The 18,015-nt window shown below is 60.2% G+C and carries 16 protein-coding genes; 1 reads left to right on the top strand and 15 read right to left on the bottom strand.

What is annotated here, in order from left to right:
- The 9 genes from ACFORG_RS22160 to ACFORG_RS22120 all read right to left on the bottom strand — a co-directional run bounded on the left by ACFORG_RS22160 (window position 1) and on the right by ACFORG_RS22120 (window position 11,957).
- A complete protein-coding gene (locus ACFORG_RS22160) occupies window positions 1-798 on the bottom strand; it encodes a trypsin-like serine peptidase (RefSeq protein ID WP_386737771.1) in 798 nt (265 codons plus the stop codon).
- 311 nt (window positions 799-1,109) lie between these two features.
- Window positions 1,110-3,266 (bottom strand): S8 family peptidase, encoded by a 2,157-nt coding sequence (locus ACFORG_RS22155; RefSeq protein ID WP_386737770.1) that lies wholly within the window; start codon window positions 3,264-3,266, stop codon window positions 1,110-1,112.
- A gap of 26 nt (window positions 3,267-3,292) precedes the next feature.
- A complete protein-coding gene (locus ACFORG_RS22150; protein ID WP_386737769.1) occupies window positions 3,293-4,525 on the bottom strand; it encodes a hypothetical protein in 1,233 nt (410 codons plus the stop codon).
- Window positions 4,526-4,573: 48 nt separating this feature from the next.
- Window positions 4,574-6,229, bottom strand: coding sequence for an amidohydrolase family protein (locus ACFORG_RS22145; protein ID WP_386737768.1), 1,656 nt, complete (start codon window positions 6,227-6,229; stop codon window positions 4,574-4,576).
- Window positions 6,230-6,418: 189 nt separating this feature from the next.
- Window positions 6,419-8,080 (bottom strand): amidohydrolase, encoded by a 1,662-nt coding sequence (locus ACFORG_RS22140; RefSeq protein ID WP_386737767.1) that lies wholly within the window; start codon window positions 8,078-8,080, stop codon window positions 6,419-6,421.
- A 49-nt stretch (window positions 8,081-8,129) separates the two neighbouring features.
- Window positions 8,130-9,155: an ABC transporter substrate-binding protein gene (locus tag ACFORG_RS22135; RefSeq protein WP_386737766.1), complete on the bottom strand. Its 1,026-nt coding sequence runs from the start codon at window positions 9,153-9,155 to the stop codon at window positions 8,130-8,132.
- A 1-nt stretch (window position 9,156) separates the two neighbouring features.
- Window positions 9,157-9,975: an ABC transporter permease gene (locus tag ACFORG_RS22130; protein WP_386737765.1), complete on the bottom strand. Its 819-nt coding sequence runs from the start codon at window positions 9,973-9,975 to the stop codon at window positions 9,157-9,159.
- Complete coding sequence (locus ACFORG_RS22125) at window positions 9,965-10,879, bottom strand: ABC transporter permease (RefSeq protein WP_386737764.1); 915 nt, start codon at window positions 10,877-10,879, stop codon at window positions 9,965-9,967. Before ACFORG_RS22125 ends, ACFORG_RS22130 begins: the two co-directional genes overlap by 11 nt.
- A gap of 4 nt (window positions 10,880-10,883) precedes the next feature.
- Window positions 10,884-11,957, bottom strand: coding sequence for an ABC transporter ATP-binding protein (locus tag ACFORG_RS22120; RefSeq protein ID WP_386737763.1), 1,074 nt, complete (start codon window positions 11,955-11,957; stop codon window positions 10,884-10,886).
- A 273-nt stretch (window positions 11,958-12,230) separates the two neighbouring features.
- On the opposite strand from ACFORG_RS22120, the gene ACFORG_RS22115 reads away from it, so the two are divergent.
- Window positions 12,231-12,497: a hypothetical protein gene (locus tag ACFORG_RS22115; RefSeq protein ID WP_386737762.1), complete on the top strand. Its 267-nt coding sequence runs from the start codon at window positions 12,231-12,233 to the stop codon at window positions 12,495-12,497.
- 9 nt (window positions 12,498-12,506) lie between these two features.
- Here the strand turns inward: ACFORG_RS22115 and ACFORG_RS22110 are convergent, their stop codons facing one another.
- The 6 genes from ACFORG_RS22110 to ACFORG_RS22085 form a co-directional block, all read right to left on the bottom strand.
- Window positions 12,507-13,166, bottom strand: coding sequence for a L,D-transpeptidase (locus ACFORG_RS22110; RefSeq protein WP_386737761.1), 660 nt, complete (start codon window positions 13,164-13,166; stop codon window positions 12,507-12,509).
- A 93-nt stretch (window positions 13,167-13,259) separates the two neighbouring features.
- Window positions 13,260-14,360: an NAD(P)/FAD-dependent oxidoreductase gene (locus tag ACFORG_RS22105; protein ID WP_386737760.1), complete on the bottom strand. Its 1,101-nt coding sequence runs from the start codon at window positions 14,358-14,360 to the stop codon at window positions 13,260-13,262.
- 122 nt (window positions 14,361-14,482) lie between these two features.
- Complete coding sequence (locus ACFORG_RS22100) at window positions 14,483-15,310, bottom strand: polyphosphate kinase 2 family protein (RefSeq protein ID WP_386737759.1); 828 nt, start codon at window positions 15,308-15,310, stop codon at window positions 14,483-14,485.
- A 150-nt stretch (window positions 15,311-15,460) separates the two neighbouring features.
- Window positions 15,461-16,525: a methyltetrahydrofolate cobalamin methyltransferase gene (locus tag ACFORG_RS22095; RefSeq protein ID WP_386737758.1), complete on the bottom strand. Its 1,065-nt coding sequence runs from the start codon at window positions 16,523-16,525 to the stop codon at window positions 15,461-15,463.
- A 35-nt stretch (window positions 16,526-16,560) separates the two neighbouring features.
- Window positions 16,561-17,490 (bottom strand): methylenetetrahydrofolate reductase, encoded by a 930-nt coding sequence (locus ACFORG_RS22090; protein ID WP_386737757.1) that lies wholly within the window; start codon window positions 17,488-17,490, stop codon window positions 16,561-16,563.
- A gap of 26 nt (window positions 17,491-17,516) precedes the next feature.
- Window positions 17,517-17,813 carry a virulence factor gene (locus ACFORG_RS22085; RefSeq protein ID WP_386737756.1) on the bottom strand — a complete coding sequence of 99 codons (297 nt, stop codon included), beginning with the start codon at window positions 17,811-17,813 and terminating at the stop codon, window positions 17,517-17,519.
- Between the last annotated feature and the right edge of the window lie 202 nt (window positions 17,814-18,015).

The raw sequence follows: 18,015 nt of genomic DNA, 5'->3' as shown, positions 1-18,015 counted from the left end.
TCATTCATCATCAAAGTGCTCGTCGATTGGCGTTGATAGCCAGTTCGCAATCAATTCAGCATGAACACCACGATTGGCGGTCCAAACCTCTCCATCCTCGAAGCCGAAATGATGAAGACCAACCAACCTGCCCTGCGCATCCAGGATAGGTGCGCCGGAGGATCCACCAGCCGTGTCGCAAGTGTGGGTGAAATCCGTTCCCGGCCCCCGTCCGTCGACCAACGGGTCGTTCACCGTGCAATCGAGGATCGAAATCTGTTTTGGCTGGCTGCCTGGATGCTGGATCACCATCAATGGCGCTGAAAGATCTTCACCAGGCGCGGAGATGTCGATCGTGCCGAACGCTTCTCCTGGCGGGGAGTCGAGTTCGATCACACTGGCATCCAGCTCGAAATTGACCTTGGCTTCGTCGACCGAGACACAGCGACGTTGAGGACCGATACCCAATCGTCCGTTCAGATCGTATTCGTAGCCAAACACCACTGTGGTCGTCGCGCAAACCGAGGGCGTACTGACGCAATGCTCGTTCGTCAGCAGGCGGTTGGAATCAATCAGGAAGCCCGAACATGTCCGCGCCCTGCCCCCTTCGATGAATGACAGAAAAGCGACCGGACCGGCCATGGCCCGTGCTGCCTCGGGTACTTCGGGGCCATTGATTGGCTGCAATTGATTTTCGCCGTAAACCGAATATGGCGTCAACTTGCTGCTCTGAATGGCCACGCTATCGAGGATCAGAACACTTTCCGGAGAAGGTTCGCTTTCCGACAAAAACAGGAGACGCAGCTTGCCGAACGGCATCAGGGGCGACCACTGACCGTCGCGCCCAAGCGCGGCAACATCTATTTCGAATTGCTGGTCCAACGGGCCGCTAAGCACGATACGCGACCTTTCCGGAAACGCCGGCCCTTCCGTTTTGAAGAGAACCCTGAGGTAATCGGCACCGGGCAGGTTCAGCTCGTCAGACCAAAGGACAGGCAGATCCCCCCATTGATCCGCGCCTATACGAATATCCCGAGTATCAACACGGCCGTCGACGAACGCTTCGAGCGATGGTGCTTGTTGCGCGTGGGCAGCCCCGCAAGACAGGGCGAAAAGAAGGGCAAATCGTTTCATCGGTCAAACAATGGCGATGTGTAGTCGCGGATGTCACGGAACTCGAACTCCACATCGGTTGGGCGTCCGGTCTCATCCCGTGTCTGGACGCGAACCTTTGCCGACAGAGTGTCTATCAGGCAGGACGGATCCCGCACCAACGTCCCGTAACGACTGCCGAGATCACCGCCCTCATGCTGGAACATGAAATGGCGGCCCTTGGCGTCGTTGAACGACAGACGCCGCAGGTCATACCATTTGTGAAACTTGTCCTGATCCGAAGGTGAAACACAAACGAAATCCCTGGGGGCTTCCACGACCTGTCCAGTTATCTCGCGCCCGTCGAAAAGAACGAATTGCGCATCCCGGATCCGGATTGCGCGGTCCACGTTGAGACGGCCGTATTTGACCGACTTAGATAGGCCTGGAAAGAAATCGGCGGAATACAAAAGCCTGTCCTTGACCACGCGGGGCGACAATTGTCCGCCGCCCAGGTCGTCGCCGTAAATGAATTCTCCGGCAGCGAAAATCAGCGACGCGGCAGCGGTTACTTGAGGGGCAGCGAACGACGTGCCCTTTTGCCGCGCGAACCGATTGCGCGTAACGGTCGTCAGAACACCTTCGGCAGGGGCGCCAAGGTCGAAATCGGGGCTGCTGTTCGATCCGGCCGTCTGGCTGCGCCACAAGCCCGGGCTATCCATGTTTGTGTCAAGGCCGACGACGGTCAGCACGTTACCGAGGTCGTTCAGGCACGCGGGATAGATCCGGCAGTTTTCCCTAGACAATTCAAGCCCGTCATTGCCGGCGGCCGCAACGATAAGCAGACGGTCTTCGTGAATGTCCATCGCGTTGGCAATGTCCTGCGGATTGGCAAGTTGCGGACGGATCCCAAAACTGAGATTGGCGACACGCACGTCTCGCGGAATATCTCTTTGGATCTGGTCGATCAGGGCCGCGATCTGTTGGTCGGCGACAAGATCCTTGTCGAAGGCCAGCAGCCAAAGCTGCGCATAAGGGTTCAACCCGACGGTTCCCTTGCCATTGCGTTGCGAGCCGATCACCCCGGCGACTGCCGCGGCATGGTCGGCATTGCTGATCGCCGTCTGGTCGATGCTGTCGCAACCATCTTCGTCGAGCAGCGGAATCTCGGTGCCATCATGCGCCCGCATGATCGGCAAGTCGCAATGACCCGAAGTCAATGGGGCGTCGATCACCAGAACACTAACTGGTTGTTTGTAAGGTTCGCCAAGCTCCTTGTGGTTTCCGTAAGGGTGCTTGATGATCTTGAACAGGTCCATCTGATGCTGGACGAACGGCTCGTCTTCAAGCCATTGTAGATCTACCCTCCCGACCGGTGCGAGGTTTCCCTGGATGGTCTCGATGGCAATATCGGTCAGTGACGCCTCGTCGGACCTTTTCAACCATCCCGGCTCGAAATTCTCCGGCCCGTTGAACGTTATTGGTTCGGCACCTTTGGTGCCAACACCGATCTCGGCCAATTCGGACAGTCGTTTCGATGTGAAATCGGGCCGGAAGAACAATGTCGTTTCAAGATGCAGCACCGGGACCGTGACCCGTGTTTGCACCTTTGGCGCATTCAACAGGCGTGGATTGTACTGCTCCACCACTTCCTGGCAGCTCTTGTTCCAGGCCGAGCAATCCATCGAAGCGACAGGCTCGAAACTCTGTGTTGTCCATCCTTTCGGTGCGGTTCGGCGCTGGAGTGTGGTCACGGACTCAAAGGCATATGCGGGGATCTTCAGGGTCTCTCCGCCTTGCAGCCGCCAGTTGCCACGCGTCGGCCGATAGCCCCCGACATGTGCGGTGAGATCCCCTAAGATCTTCCATGATGCGGCGCTGCGTTCCCTTCGGCAATGGGACGGATTCAGATCGCACATCATCGCATCAAGCGTTAGAGGGAAATGTGCGCCATGCATCGCGCCTTCGACGCGTAGCAACGTCTCCACGTAGGGTGGAGATCCTATCTCCACCTCGCGCAAGTTCAGGTTCGCGGAATTGTACAGGCTCAAATACAGCCGTTCGATCTCGATGGAGAGCTCGGCAGGCGTTTCCGCCCGCGACCGCCAGTCCAGCGTGATTTCGGGCACCGCCATCTGGGCTTGCACAGCGCCGGCGCTCACTGCTGCAATCAGGGTGAAGAATGCTCGCAACATGGTCCTTCTCCTGTTTGATCCGCCTCCTAAGGCTGTGTCCACGTGATCGTTACCGAGGCTTCGGACTCCGAGTATCCATGCACCCCGACCGAGGCTAGCGACCGGCCAGCCGGAACCTCGAAATCACATGTTTCGTTGGCGCCGATCGTATAGGGACGACAGTCGTAACTCGAAATCAGCGCCGGACCGTCCAGCTTGACGTAGAGATCGGGATCGCCGCTGCCCGACATCGTCGCGGTAAAGCGTGTACCGGGTACGACAGGCAATTGTGTGACCATCTGCATGTCTCCCCGCGCCAGGGTAAATGGCCCATAGCTTTCGGTGAGGGGCACGTTCAAGCCACCTGGCGGGGTACAGATCGAGGTATCAATCGCGAAACCGTCTGCCGGTCCATACAGGCAGGCAACGCCGCTGCGATCCATCGCGGTCAGCGTCAGCGACCAGTCGCCCATACCGTTACATTGCGGGTAATGCATGACCGAGAAGGCATCGTAATCGGTCACGCCGCGCCAATCGTTATCCTCGAAACACACGCCCGCCTCGGGTCGGGTATGTTCGTGGCGACCGCCGATCACATGGCCCAGTTCATGGCGTAAGATGCCTCTGAGTGTCAGGTTGCCGTTCGGGTCCAGTGCAAACGAAGAGGGGTCGATCACGACACTGCGATCCGGCCGCGGATCGTTGGGAAAGAAGGCAGCAGCAAGGAACTGCCCCCCGGCATTGACCGGACGAACATCGAACAGAACCCGGTCATTGGAGTTGTTGCAGTCGCCATCCTCGGCGGGCATGTAGATGAAATCGAGGTTGGCCACCGCCTCCCAGGCTGCGGCAGCGGCCTGCATGTCGCCTACGACCAGCGGATGGCGGCTGCCGAAACGCGTACTGACGCAATAGGTCAGCCGCAGCCGTTCCATCGGATCCCAGATCTGGTCAAGCCCCCCCACGGTGATCACCGAAAACTCGGGCGTGCCAGCGTCCGCAGGTGCCCTGACGGGCGCGTTCTTGACGTTACTCTCCCAGAATTCCCTCAGGAGTTTCTCGTTGCGGATGGGCGTGTCGCCGTTGACATAGTATTTCCCTGTCTCCTCGACGTAAACGGTCTGATCCCGGAACTCCTCGAAACTCAGCCCCTCGCTGGCCTTTCGCGCTTCCTCCGCTAACCTGCCGAGTTCTTCGGCGCCCTCGTCGGGGGCAAGCGATTGCGCGACAAGCGGCGCTGCAAGCGTGAGACACATGAAAAAGGCAATCGGGCGTTGCATGGCATCAGGTCCTTGTTCTGGGTCGGGTTCTTTGTCTTCCGGTGATCGCTATCCTTGGAAAATTTCTTCGTAGATCGGGTGTTCTGCGAAAAAGCGGTCGAGCCGCTCGCGCTGCTTGCCGTTCCGGTCGAGGCCCAGGTACCGGGCTGCATTGCCGCCCATGACGCGCTCCACGTCATCCGCGTCGAGGCCGAGTTCGTCGAAGGCTGCAAGCACACCTGCAAGATAGGCGGGGTGTTCTGGTACCCGGCCAATCATCGACCAGTCGGACCCGTACATCATCCGCTCGACCATGTCCGGACTACGGCGCAGAAGACTGCCAGCCTTTGCCATCACGCGCGGCCTGGCCGGATTGTCCGGGTTTGCCGCTTCGGTCCAGAAGCTGACGTCGTAATAGAGGTTCGAGAATTCCGTAACCATCCGGGCAAGCGTTTCTTCCCAGTCGTCTTGCTGGACGAGCGGGTCGAACCCGGCTGTTTCGTTGAAACCCCCGAAATGAGCGAGGTTAAGTTGCAAGTCCCGATAGCTCTCTTCCTGCATCAGCTTGCGCCATCCCGCAGGGTCGGCCATCGCGCCGGTGCCTGGCCCGGCGGCAACAGAATTGTTGGCATGTGCCTTGATCGGAACCTCGTTCGCGACGCACCAGTCGTAAAGCGCGCGTAGTTCCGGGTCTAGGGCAGCAGCCCCCCCACGCGGAGCCCGGGGGACCCAGGACAAACTGCCGGTATTGCCGGTCGGTCGAAATCCCATTGGCGGATAGAGTTTTACCCCCATGAAACCCTTTTCAAGCACTGCCAGCTTGACGTGCCTCAGCGGATCGACGGACGGGTCGTCTTCGCGTTCCAATGCGGCCCGCAGTGGGCAGAACGGCGCGAACGGCAAGATCAGCGCCTTGTCATAGCTTCGGGCGATGCGCGAAACGACCTCGATCTGATTGGCGATGGGGGTGACGCGTTCTTCGGTCACGAACCAGGCCCCGAAATCCACCAGAGAAGGCGAAAAGATGCGGATTAAACCCGGACCACCATACAACCGGTCGAGTTCGGCAAGGATGTCGAGGCGCGATCTTGTCAGCAGTCCGACCCAACGGATTGTCTGCATGAACTCGGAACGGTGGATGTATTCGCGTTCCTCCAGTGTCGTAAGTCCCTCGGCTTGCCCCGTCTGATAGATCCGCGCTGCCAGCGCCCTGCCTTGCGCGTTGGGGGTGCGAAGCGTTGTCCTGATGTCAGGCGCGCCCGTTTCACGCGCAATCCGGTCGAGAATCGTGAATTCCGCAGGACGTGAAGTTGTAAGCCCTGCCGTAGCGCGACCGGCCTCGTTGCTGAACCTCGCGATACCCTCGGCCACGTTGCGCTCGTCTCGTGCCACGATATCAACCGACGCCGCGGGATCGGGTTCGGTTTCCAGCCTGTCCAGTTCCTGTTGCGCCGTGGGTGTGTTCGTCAGAAGGATGAATTTCAGAAGTTTCAGAAAGGCATCGGATGTCATGTCCCGGTCAACCGGTGCATGCGGATCCCGGATGATGGTCTGCTTCAGAAATCCGACGACCGGGACATCCCGGCCGTTGAAGAAATGGGCGTGAATGTCGATGGCCGTGCGCGAGACTTCGGGTTGGAAAAACCGCCGAACCCTGCCGCAACCGGACATGCCGACCATCGTGGCTGCCCCGATCGTGCCCAGAAATGTTCGACGTTCAAACATCTTACCCCCGAAAACAGGTCCGTTGCGTATGGGCCCATGGGTTCGAAACAGAGGCAGCGGGAGCTGCCGAAAATGAAATGCTTAAGTAATCTATGGGTGTGATTGATAGCACACCACAACCAAAATTGGAACCCGCCCGTGGCGGTGATCGCATTGCCGTCGTTGAAGGGATAGTTGCGATCGGGGCGATCAGGCCTCGAAAGTTACCTGCCCACCCATGATGGTCATCCGCGCCCCTGCCTTGTCGAGGTCGTTGGGATCCATGATTGTCAAATCGTGACTCATGATCGCGATGTCCGCCATCATGCCAGGTATCAGGCGCCCTTTCCGGCCTTCGTTGAATTCCACCCAGGCATTGTCGGTAGTATAGGATCTCAACGTATCCATCAGGGTCTGGGTTTGGTTCCGCCACGGCGCCGGCATCTCGATCGGCGCGACCGCGGCCTTGACGGTCGGCATGACATCTACCGGGATCACCGGCCAGTCGGTCGAGAAGATGATCCTTGCGCCGCTGTCGCGAAGGTCCTGCCATGCATACGCCGTCGGGATCTGGTGATCATGCAGCATGCGCCCAACACCATCGGGCGGAAAGAACCCGCCGAACGGCGCGTGGCCGGGTTGAAACGACGCGACGACCCCAAGCTCGGCGAAGCGCGGTAGATCGTCGGGATGCAAGACCTCGATATGTTCGACGCGATGGCGGCTGTCACGGCGGCCATTTGCCCGGATCGCCGCCTCGTAACCATCAAGCGTCTGGCGGATCGCGGCGTCGCCGATAGCGTGAACGGCGATCTGCAGGCCCATGGCATCTGCCCTGATGCAGGCATCAATGAAATGGTCACGCTCGAAAACTGCATCTCCAACGGTATCCAGCCCCGGATAAGGTTGTAGCATCAACGCGGTCGAGCTTTCCACGACCCCGTCCGCGAACATCTTGACGCGATTGCACCAGACCCGGTCAGAGGTATACCGCCTACGCATCTCGTCCGCTTCCGAAAACCGGTCAAGCGGGTCTTGCGTCTTAAAATGAAAGGGAACCTCTGTCCTGCACAACAGGTCGCCTTCGTCGTCGATCTCCTGCAGCAGGTCGAGCGTGTAGAAATTGCCATCCATGTTGTGAAGGCCCGTAATGCCGTGGCTCGCGCAGTGTTGCAGGCCGCGCCGAATGGCATCCTTGTCCATAGCACGCTCTGCTAGCGTGGCGGCAGGAACAGGGTCGGCCCCGGTGACCAGGCCCAAAAGGTCGCGGCCTCCATGACGTGTCAGGGCCAGAATCGGGGCATAGGCACCGGGTTCCCGCAACTCACCATTGGCCTTGCCGTCGTCGCCCATGATGATCTCGGCGCCCTTTTCGACAGCGCCTCCATCGAGAAGACCTGCAAGTTCCAGTGCGGCGGTATTGGCCCAGATCGTATGGTGGTCCGGCGCGAACATGGCAAAGGGACGGTCGGGAAGAACCTTGTCCAGATCATGCCGCGTGACCAGCGCACCGGTTCCCAGGATCATGTAATCGGCCTGTACCGCGAAAACGATCCGATCGTCAGCGCATTGCAGCGACCAGTCACGCACCTTGCGGGTCAGCGCGTCCAGCCCGACCACGCCATGCAGGTCCAAGTATCCAAGTTCGACCGATCCCCCGAAAAGATGGACGTGGCTGTCGATGAACCCCGGTAGAACCGTGGCACCGCCCGCATCCACGACGCGTGTCGACGGCCCCGCCATCTGCCTGATTTCGAGTGTTTCGCCTACTGCGAGGATGGCACCGGCCCGGATTGCCAGGGCCGAAGCCGTCGGACGCGCCTCGTCAAAGGTGATCAGACGACCGTTCAGAATGACGATATCAGGATGCATGGCGCGTCTCCGACCGAAAGCGGGCGGGCTCGGAGGCCCGCCACGAGGTTCATTTCTGAAGTTCAGTCCAGATCGCGGTATAGATCTTCTGCGCTTCCGGTGGGCAGGTTTTGGACACAACGCCTGCGCCCTTCAACTCTTCCGGCACCACGACCTCGGGTGCGCTTGCCATGATCGGATCGAGGTATTCCTCGGATCCTTTGATGCCGTTCGCATAGCGGGCAAAGTTCGACAGCATCGCCGCGTTTTCGGGATCCATGATGAAATTCAGGAAGAGCTTTGCGTTGTCGACATTCTGCGCGTCGGCAAGGATGGCCGCGTTGTCCATCCACACGGGATAACCCGTTGCCGGATAGCCGAAGGCGATCTCTTCGTTTTCCAGCCGCGCGCGCAGGCTCGCACCGTTCCAGTTGACGCCCGCACCAAGGTCGCCCTTAGCGTATTTCTCGATATTGCCGTAATCCATCGACAGCCAGTGCTGCTTGGCCTCGACCAGCTTGTCGCGAACCTTTTTCAGCACTTCCTTGTCGGTCGTGCACTGCTCGCCGCCCATGTAGTAGATGGTGGTCGACATGACATCCATCATTTCTGGCACGACGTTGATCTTGCCCTTCAACTCCTCCGGCGGATCAAGGAAGATCGCCGCCGTGTTGATGTCGCCATCGTAGAGCCCGGTGTTTACCGTCAGACCAACCGTGCCCCACTGCCACGGAACGGTGTAGTTCCGGCCAGGGTCGAACTCGACATCGACCCAAACCGGGTCCATGTTCTTGAAATTCTCCATCTCGTTGGGCTTCGACTCCATCAACAGCCCTTCGGAGATGAAGATCGGAATGTAAGTCCCTGAAGGAACGACAATATCGAATCCGTGACCGCCGGCCTTGATCTTGGCGAGCGCCGTGTCGTTGCTGTCGTAATCGGTGATCGTGACCTCGATGCCGTGTTCCTTCTCGAACTTCTCGATCATTTCGGGGCTGGTATAGTTGCCCCAGTTGTAGATGTTCAACTCGCCCTCGGCGAGCGCCGGGACCCCGGTGGCAGCTGCCATGACTGCCAGTGTCAGCTTGAGTTTCATTTTATCCTCCTGTTGGTTTCTTTTTGGTCCGGCTGAGGAAATAGAACGCCACCACCATCACGACCGAGATGGCCAGCAGGACCGTGGAAATCGCGTTCACCTCGGGGGTCACGACGCGGCGCATCTGCCCGAGCATGTAGGTGGGCAAAGTATCCTGCCCGGCCGATTTGACGAATTCGGTAATCACCACGTCATCGAGCGAGATGACGAATGCCAGCATTGCACCTGCAAGGATGCCCGGCCAGAGCTGCGGCAGCGTGATCCGGCGGAACACCCGCCAGGGCGTGCCGTAGAGATCCATCGCGGCCTGCTCCAGGTTCAGGTCCATGCCCTGCAACCGCGCCCGGATCGGCATGTAGGCGAAGGGCAAACAAAAAGCCGAATGCGCAAGGATGAGATAGCCAAGCCCGGTATAACCCGTCTGGACCTTGATCATCGCGAAAAAGATCAGGAGTGCGACCGCCGTCACGATCTCGGGAACCATCAGCGGCTGGTTGATCATGGCAAAAACGAACGTGTAGCCGCGAAATCGTTCTTGGCGCGTCGTGGCAAGGGCTGCCAGCACGGCGCAGGAGGTGGAAATCAAGGCGGCCCAGAAGGCGATGATCAGCGACCGGATCGTGGCCGCCTGAACCTGTTCATTTTCCCACGCGCTGACATACCAACGCCAGCTGAACCCCTCCCAGATGGCAATGCTTTCGCCTTGGTTGAACGAATAGATGACGAGCAATCCGATTGGCAGGTAGAGCACCACGAAGCACAGGATCGCCATGGTGGCAAATCCGGTCTGGCGTCGCACGTCAAAGGGCTTAGCTGCCATGCCGCCCCTCCTCCTCGCCTGCGGCGCGCACGTAGAACAGCAACGCAACCATCACGATAGCCAAGAGTGTCAGTGAAAGCGCAGCGCCCAAAGGCCAGTTGCGTCCCTGACCGAATTGAAGCTCGATCAGGTTGCCCAGCATCAGTTGCTTGCCGCCGCCCAGAACACGGGGCGTGACATAGGCCCCGAGGCTGGGCACGAAAACAAGGATCGATCCCGCGATGACCCCCGGCTTGGCCAAGGGAAAGATGACCTTGCGCAGGACACGCCATCGTGTGGCATACAGATCGTATCCCGCCTCGACCAAGCTGAAATCAAGCCGTTCGAGCGAGGCGTAGATGGGAAGAACCATCAGCGGCAGATACACGTAAGCCATTCCAAGCAGGATCGCGAATTCGGTGAACAGCATCTGGATCGGCTCGTCGATGATACCGATTGCGATCAACAGCGTGTTCACCGTCCCTTCGTTTCGGATCAGTTCCGCAATCGCAAAGGTTCGGATCAGCAGGTTTGTCCAGAACGGGATGATGATGAGAAGCATCCAGAGATCGCGCCTTTCCTTGGGGCGCGTCGCGATGAAGTAAGCCGTTGGAAAGCCAAAGACAAAGGCCAGTGCAGCCGTCATCAGAGACAATTTGACCGAGCGCCAGAAAATCGACAGATGCGCATCGGCCAAGCTCAATTCGTCGGTAAAGAAATCCCGTTCGAACACGACCGAGAACCAGCCCTGTGCCGACGGCTCCCAGATGACGCCGCCGTAATCCCCAGGCGTCAGAAAGGAATAGATCAAGACGATCAGCAAGGGACCCGACGCCGCGAGCGTCAGGATCGCAAGGGCCGGTGCCAGCAGCAGCCACCGTGCTCGGGATGCCCGACGGGCGGTGACTTGGGCGGCATCGGTCATGGCTTCAATCTCTCAGAACCTGGCCGACGCCGGGGGGAACCTTGACCCCGACACTATCGCCGATGGCCCAACCTTGCGCCTGATCCGGTTGGTTCTGCCTGCGCAGGACAAAGGCACCGGCCTGGTCCAGATCGACATGATAATGCGTGTCGGTTCCGAAATAGACGATGTTGCTGAGAACCCCGCGCAAAGGTGCATCATCGGGCGGCGCAAGTTGCGCATGCTCCGGGCGCACGGCAAGCGTGGCCGGCCCGGGCGCGATTTCTGACTGCGGTGCCCTCACCTCGACCTCGGCCCCGGAGGCAAGACGTACCTGCGCGCTTGTCCCCTGAGCGGACAGAAGGGTTACGTCAAGAAAGTTTGTATCACCGATGAAATCGGCCACGAACCGTTCCGCCGGATGGTCATAGATGTCCCGTGGGCCGCCGAATTGCCGGATCTTGCCCGCGTTCATCACGGCGATCCGGTCGGACATGGTCAGCGCCTCTTCCTGGTCGTGCGTGACAAAGACAAAGGTGATCCCGGTTTCGGATTGCAGCCGCTTCAGTTCAAGCTGCATATCCTTGCGCAACTTGAAGTCCAGCGCCGAAAGCGGTTCGTCAAGCAGCAGAACCTTTGGCCGCGGGGCAAGCGCCCGCGCAAGCGCGACGCGTTGCTGTTGTCCGCCCGAGATTTCCGAGGTCTTTCGCCCGGCCATTTCGGTCATACGAACCAGTGTCAGCATCTGTTCGACCGTCGATGACACTTCGGCCCGAGGCCGGTCCAGCATTTCGAGGCCGAACGCGATGTTCTGCGCCACCGTCATGTGGGGAAAAAGCGCGTAGTTCTGAAACACGGTATTGACCGGACGCCGGTAGGGCGGCAACGACAACAGGTCGTCACCATCCAGCCGAACACTTCCGCGGGTCGGGTCGATGAAACCCGCGATCACGCGCAGCAGCGTGGTCTTCCCGCATCCCGACGGCCCAAGCAGCGTAAAGAACTCATTTTCGCGTATGGTGATCGAAACATCGTCGAGTGCGGTAAACGGGGCTCCGCGGCCGGTGAAGATCTTGCTAACGCTGTCAATTTCGATCATGCGGGGTCCCTTGCCCCGGAGCGCACCGGGATGGTCGTCCGTATTGAAGTGAGATTGGCGCGAGCCGACGCTTCGATCAAGCGTTTTGAGAGCGCTCGCGCCTCAGACACGGATACGCAGCCGTTTTCCACCTGTGGCAGGGATGCGCGCACATTGATCGGGCAGGTTGCGCACGGGGTAGCGGATCAGCCCGCGTCAGGGTAACACTTCGGGTTGAAACGGCTTGTTCCGGCCTCGTGCCGATGGCCGAGACGGAAACAGGGATACCTAGAAATGCGCGCGATTACCCGACTCCTCCCCGCCCTTGTCCTGCTGGGCGCCTGTACCGAAACCTACACCGGAACGCCGACAGGAGAGGTCGCCGATTTGACCGAAGTGCCAGACCAAGTGGTGCAACTGGCCGCGCCCGGCCAGGACCTGTCCGGCCTGCGGATCATGCCCGAGGACGGCTGCTATTGGTATCGCTACGTTGGCCCGGTCGAAACGACATATCTGCCGCTTCGCACCGTGGATGGCCGTCCGATCTGCGCCCGCGCCTGACGGGACGTGTCAGCTTACGGCGGTCACGCCGTCTTCGGCAGGGTAAAGATGGGCGGTCGCGCCCGTCTCGACCTGCTCGTAAAGCCCGATGATGTGGGGCATCGCCATACGTACGCAGCCGGAACTTGCTCGTCCGCCAATAGATCGCGGATGCGGTGTACCATGGATCCGGAGATACGTATCGCGGCTCCCCTTGTAGAGGTAGAAGGCACGCGACCCCAGCGGGTTGTCAGGACCACCGGGCATCCCGCCCGCATGCTGGGCATAAAGATCGGGATCACGGCGGATCATATTGGCGGTCGGTGTCCACCGCGGCCATTTCGCCTTGCGACGGATCGAGAAGGTTCCCGGCAGATATAGATCGCCACGCGCAATCGCGACGCCGTAACGCATCGCCGAGCCGTCCGGCTGAATGTGATACAGGTAGCGCGCCACCGCATCGACATGCAAATCGCCCGGCTTCAACGCCCGGTTCGTCTCGACACGCACCGGCAAGAAACGAGGGTGCAAGCCCCATGGGTTCGACGTTGCGGGATCGTATCCGGCCGGGGTCACCAAAGCGTCCCACTCCGCCCATTGGTCCGGAGAGGCATGGGCGATGCCGTTCCCAAGGATAGGAGGGGAAAACATCGCAAGCGTGGTGGCGACGAAATGGCGTCTGGTCAACATCGGGGCAGCTCCAATCACTCTCGACCTCTAGTACACCAAACAATCGAACCGAAGAACAGGTCCATTCACGAAAACGTGGCCGAAAGGCACCCGCTAGGCGACGAACCGCGCCGGAGACAGAGCGGCCAAGCAGGCGGGATCGATTGAGGCAACACGTCCGGTCACAAGGTCAGCAGTTAACCGGGCCATCGCCGGGGCCGTCTGCACACCATAACCTCCCTGCCCCGCAAGCCAGAAAAAACCATCCGTATGCGGGTCATACCCGACCACAGGCGTTCGATCCGGTGCAAAGGTTCGCAGCCCGGCCCAGCTATGCTCCACACGATCGACCGTTACGGTCACCGCCTGTTCGAAACGATGCAGCCCTTCGGCCAGCACCATGTCGTCTACCCAGGCATCCTGTGGCTCCACGGGGTCTTCATCGGCCGGACTGACCATGAGCTTTCCCGCTTCGGGCTTGGCGTACCAGCTCTCGGCCGCATTTGCCACGACAGGCCAGCGGCGCGGATCATGCCCAGCCGGAGCCGGCAGGATAGCGGCCGAGCGTCGTAGCGGTTGCAACTTTGGGTCTACCGCTCCGGCCATCTCACCGACGATCCCTGACCACGCACCTGCCGCGTTTACCACGCATGCGCCTTCGTAGAGGTTACCGCCTGCGCGCACCTGCCAAGCGGGTCCGGACTTCTCGATCCACTCAACCCTTGCACCTGTAACGACACGACCACCGCGCCTCTTCAGAAGGCGCATGTAGCCGGAGAGCATGCGGTTCACGTCGATATCCTGCGCATCCCATTCGATGACCGCCGCAGCAATCCTGTCCGCCCGCAGAATAGGCACCAACTCTTGCGCTTCGTGCGCGGTCAACCGCTCCAACCCCGTTGCACCATCCGCATATTCATCGAGCGCGGGCAGTTCCACGTCCGTCGCGATGATCAGTTCACCACGCGGCGACAGCAGGCTTCGATCGCTGACACCTTCAGGTGCTTCAAGGAGCGGTGCGGCGGCGGCATTGAGTTGGCGCAGCGTTGCGTTGCCATAGTTGCGGATGAAAACCGCAGCCGACCGTCCGGTAGAGTGATAACCCACCTGCGGCTCGGCCTCCAGCAGCAGAACCGACGCGTCGGCCGCCAACTCTGCAGCGGCGCTGACACCGGCGATACCTCCACCGATCACGATCACGTCCGCCTTGCTCATATGGCCCCCTGTTGTTCCGCTAGAATACATGTCGCGTCTTGATCGATTCACGACCAAGACACTCAGTATGCCCAGAAAAACAACAGTAGTGCCACCGACGCAAGACCTCGACGCGCAACCGCTTACTCCGTTCGCGCGCGCAGGCTGTCGATCAATTCCTGGTCCACGTCGAGATGTTGGCGCGCCGCATCAAGCGTCTTGCCGTCAAGATGCTGGGGATCCAGGTCAACGCCATGCGAAAGCGCCTTGACCACCTTTTTCATCGCAGTCACGCGCGCATAACGTTTGTGGTTTGCAGGAATGAGGTTCCAAGGCGCGTAATCGGTCGATGTCTTTGCGAACATCTCTTCGATCGCCTCGGCATAGGCGTGCCACTTGGTGCGGTTGCGGAAATCCTCGTAGGTCAGCTTCCACTGCTTCATAGGGTTCCGCAGACGCTCTTCGAAACGATGCATCTGCTCGTCGGGCGAGATGTGGAAGAACAGCTTGACCACGCGCGTGCCGTCATCCACCAGCATCCGTTCGAACTCGTTGATCTCCCTGTATCCCTGACGCCAGCGCGACTCCGGGGTGAACCCTTCGACGCGCTCGACCATGACCCGACCATACCAGCTCCGGTCAAAGGCCGAAATCGCCCCGGCCGGCGGCAGCCTTTCCCAGAAGCGCAACAGATGATGCCGGTTCAGGTAATAGTTACGCGGAGCACCGATCGGCCAGACCTTGAAGCTGCGCGGGTCTAGCGCTTGGCTGATCCGGCGGATCGTGCCGCCCTTGCCAGCCGCGTCCCAGCCCTCGAAAACGATCACCGCCTTGTGGCCATGAAACAGATAGGCTTGTTGAATACGCGCCAATTGCTGCTGCAAGGCGAATAGCTTGAGCTGGTACTTGTCCTTGGCGATCTTGCGGGTCAGGTCTGCATCGGACAGCGAAGGGGGTGTTTTCTGGAGCATGGCGTTCCGGTCGTTGCTGTAGAGTCTGCAGCGACTTTTGCGGGCAATTCACCGCCACGCCATGATCTGCGTCATGTTTTCGTTACAATGAGGCATCCGGAACGAAAAAGGCCGGGCGCTTGTCCCGGCCAATTCCAGTATCTCGACAGGTCAACCCGCGCGGCGTCTGCGCCCACCACCACGACGACCGCGGGCTTCGCCGCCCTCGCCCTCGGCCTCGGGCGCCTTGTTGAAGCGGATCCAATCGCCGCCATGCGGGTCATTGTTGGTCAACAGGTTGGCGGCGCGGATGGCTTCCATCTCCTTGCCCGGCCGCGATTTCGTTGACCCGAGACCAAAAAGTTGCACGAAGGTTTCGTCATCCATGCCCTCGGGCAGGACGATCCCCGCCGCGGTGACCTCGGCCTTCTTCTCGGCGATCTTCTTTTGCGTCACCGGCAGGGCAACCGGGTTCATGATCGCACTGGTCATGCCCGCCCCCATCGCCATCGGAAGAAAGGCGTTGTTGATTCCGTGACGGTTCGGCAACCCGAACGAGATGTTGGACGCACCGCAGGTGGTGTTCACGCCCAGTTCCTCGCGCAGGCGGCGTACCAGCGCAAAGACCTGGTTGCCGGCCGTCGCCATGGCACCGATTGGCATTACCAGCGGGTCGACCACGATGTCGTGGGCGGGGATGCCGAAATCGGCTGCGCGCTCGACGATCTTCTTGGCCACGGCAAAACGCACATCGGGATCCTCGGAAATGCCGGTATCGTCGTTCGAGATCGCGACCACCGGCACGTTGTACTTCTTGACCAGCGGCAGGATCTGCTCAAGACGTTCTTCTTCGCCGGTGACCGAGTTCAGCAGTGGCCGGCCCTCGCAGACCTCCAGTCCCGCCTCGAGCGCACCAGGAACCGAGCTGTCGATGCACAAAGGCACGTCGACAAGACCCTGCACCAGTTCGATGATCTTGCGCATCAGCGGCGGTTCGGTCTCGTTGGGATTCGGGTTCGAGTTGTAAACCACGCCCGCGTTGATATCGAGCACGGTCGCCCCAGCGGCGACCTGCGCAAGTGCGTCCTTTTCGACGGTCGAGAAATCGCCCGCCTCAAGCTCCGCCGCCAGCTTCTTGCGCCCGGTCGGGTTGATGCGTTCGCCGATCACGCAGAACGGTTGATCGAAGCCGATGATCGCGGTCTTGGTTTTGCTTTCTACGATGGTCTGCGTCATAGATCGGTCTTTCTGCCCAGGGGGATCGGGGGCGTTCAGGTTGCGTTTGCAGGCCGGGCGCTTTCGCCCCCGTTCTCGATGGCCCAATTGGCATTCGTCTTGATCCCGCCCAGCGGGAAGAAATGCACGTTGGTGATGTTGAAATCGGGGTTTGCCGCCTTGTGTTCGGCCAGTGCGGAAACGACGTCGGTCGGCTCGTAGGGCAGCAGCAGCTTGGACACGTCCATCGCCCGTTTCTGCAGGACCTTCAGCGAAGGCCCGACACCGCAGGCGATGGCGAACTTGATCAGCGTTTGCAGCTTGGCCGGGCCCGCGATGCCGATATGGATCGGCAACGTGATGCCTGCCTCCTTGAGCGCGTTGGCCCAGGCAATGATCGGCTTGGCGTCAAAGGCGAATTGCGTTGCCAGCGCCATCTCGGCGTCGGTGCGCTCGGAAAACGCCTGTTTCCAGCGCAACGCATCCTCGACGTTTTGAAAGCTTCCGTCGGGATCGATGTCTCGGTTGCCTTCGGGATGGCCTGCAACGTGCAGCCGCTTGAAGCCGGCCTTGTCGAAAAGGCCCGTGTCCATCAGCTGCATCGAGCTGTCAAACGCGCCATGGGGCTCGGCCACGCCTCCGGCCAGCAACAAGGCCTGTTCGACCCCGGCTTCGCCTTGGTACATGGCGATCCAGTTCTCGAGCGTGGCCTTGTCCTTGATGATCCGCGCGGGAAAATGCGGCATCACGGGGTAGCCTTCGCGCGCAAGCCGCCGCGCCGTTGCGACCATGTCGCCAATCGGCGTCCCCTCGATATGGGCGATGTAGACGCGGGTGCCTTCGGGCAGCAGGTCGCGAAAGCTCTCCACCTTTTCAGCGGTGCGCGGCATTACCTCGATCGAATAGCCCTGCAAGAAGGCTTCGACGGCGGGGTTGACGGTGCGGGGTTCAGCCGCGTCGCGTTTCTTGAAATTCAGCAAAGCCATCACGGCCTCCCATAAAGACTTGGGACTCATGCCCAGCCGTCATTGTCGATCAGCGCCTTGATGCGGCTTTGATCGTACTCCGTATCGAGGCGTACCGCCTCGGCCTCGGCTATTTCGGCGGGTTCTCCCTCCTTGGCGTAGGGGGCCGCCTTGCGCCATTCGGCAAGATAGGCATCCGTGTCCCGCGCCCCAACCTTCATCGCCGCGCGATCGATGGCCTGCTCGAACCGTTCGGGCAGAACCTTCTTGGCGCCGCGGCGCCCCTTGCCCACGATGACCTGAGCCGGGATGTCGCGCCAGTAAACGATGGTTACGTCGGGCATTGCGGATGATTCCTCCTTCACCGATGCTTGCGGTTCTAGACCTCATACGGGGGCCGGGCGGGTCGGATTTCGACATACCCTCGGCGTGAAGCGACCTCGGCTCGGCATCTGCCGCGCGCGCCGTTGCCCGAGGGGTACTCCGAAATGCCGGTCGATGCTTCCCCGAATTCTTCAGAACGATGATGAATCGCGTGCAACTGGA

This window comes from Lutimaribacter marinistellae, assembly GCF_042648365.1.
Lineage (GTDB): Bacteria > Pseudomonadota > Alphaproteobacteria > Rhodobacterales > Rhodobacteraceae > Lutimaribacter_A > Lutimaribacter_A marinistellae.
Note: the sequence above shows the minus strand (reverse complement) of the source record. Positions and strands in the feature narration are given on the sequence as shown.

Bases quoted from the DNA above. Each gene is read 5' to 3' on its own strand.
- ACFORG_RS22160 (WP_386737771.1), bottom strand. From the start codon at position 798: ATGCCGTTCGGCAAGCTGCGTCTCCTGTTTTTGTCGGAAAGCGAACCT.
- ACFORG_RS22095 (WP_386737758.1), bottom strand. From the start codon at position 16,525: ATGACGCAGACCATCGTAGAAAGCAAAACCAAGACCGCGATCATCGGC.
- ACFORG_RS22115 (WP_386737762.1), top strand. From the start codon at position 12,231: ATGCGCGCGATTACCCGACTCCTCCCCGCCCTTGTCCTGCTGGGCGCC.
- ACFORG_RS22085 (WP_386737756.1), bottom strand. From the start codon at position 17,813: ATGCCCGACGTAACCATCGTTTACTGGCGCGACATCCCGGCTCAGGTC.
- ACFORG_RS22155 (WP_386737770.1), bottom strand. From the start codon at position 3,266: ATGTTGCGAGCATTCTTCACCCTGATTGCAGCAGTGAGCGCCGGCGCT.
- ACFORG_RS22135 (WP_386737766.1), bottom strand. From the start codon at position 9,155: ATGAAACTCAAGCTGACACTGGCAGTCATGGCAGCTGCCACCGGGGTC.
- ACFORG_RS22100 (WP_386737759.1), bottom strand. From the start codon at position 15,310: ATGCTCCAGAAAACACCCCCTTCGCTGTCCGATGCAGACCTGACCCGC.
- ACFORG_RS22110 (WP_386737761.1), bottom strand. From the start codon at position 13,166: ATGTTGACCAGACGCCATTTCGTCGCCACCACGCTTGCGATGTTTTCC.
- ACFORG_RS22145 (WP_386737768.1), bottom strand. From the start codon at position 6,229: ATGTTTGAACGTCGAACATTTCTGGGCACGATCGGGGCAGCCACGATG.
- ACFORG_RS22150 (WP_386737769.1), bottom strand. From the start codon at position 4,525: ATGCAACGCCCGATTGCCTTTTTCATGTGTCTCACGCTTGCAGCGCCG.
- ACFORG_RS22090 (WP_386737757.1), bottom strand. From the start codon at position 17,490: ATGGCTTTGCTGAATTTCAAGAAACGCGACGCGGCTGAACCCCGCACC.
- ACFORG_RS22125 (WP_386737764.1), bottom strand. From the start codon at position 10,879: ATGACCGATGCCGCCCAAGTCACCGCCCGTCGGGCATCCCGAGCACGG.
- ACFORG_RS22140 (WP_386737767.1), bottom strand. From the start codon at position 8,080: ATGCATCCTGATATCGTCATTCTGAACGGTCGTCTGATCACCTTTGAC.
- ACFORG_RS22105 (WP_386737760.1), bottom strand. From the start codon at position 14,360: ATGAGCAAGGCGGACGTGATCGTGATCGGTGGAGGTATCGCCGGTGTC.
- ACFORG_RS22120 (WP_386737763.1), bottom strand. From the start codon at position 11,957: ATGATCGAAATTGACAGCGTTAGCAAGATCTTCACCGGCCGCGGAGCC.
- ACFORG_RS22130 (WP_386737765.1), bottom strand. From the start codon at position 9,975: ATGGCAGCTAAGCCCTTTGACGTGCGACGCCAGACCGGATTTGCCACC.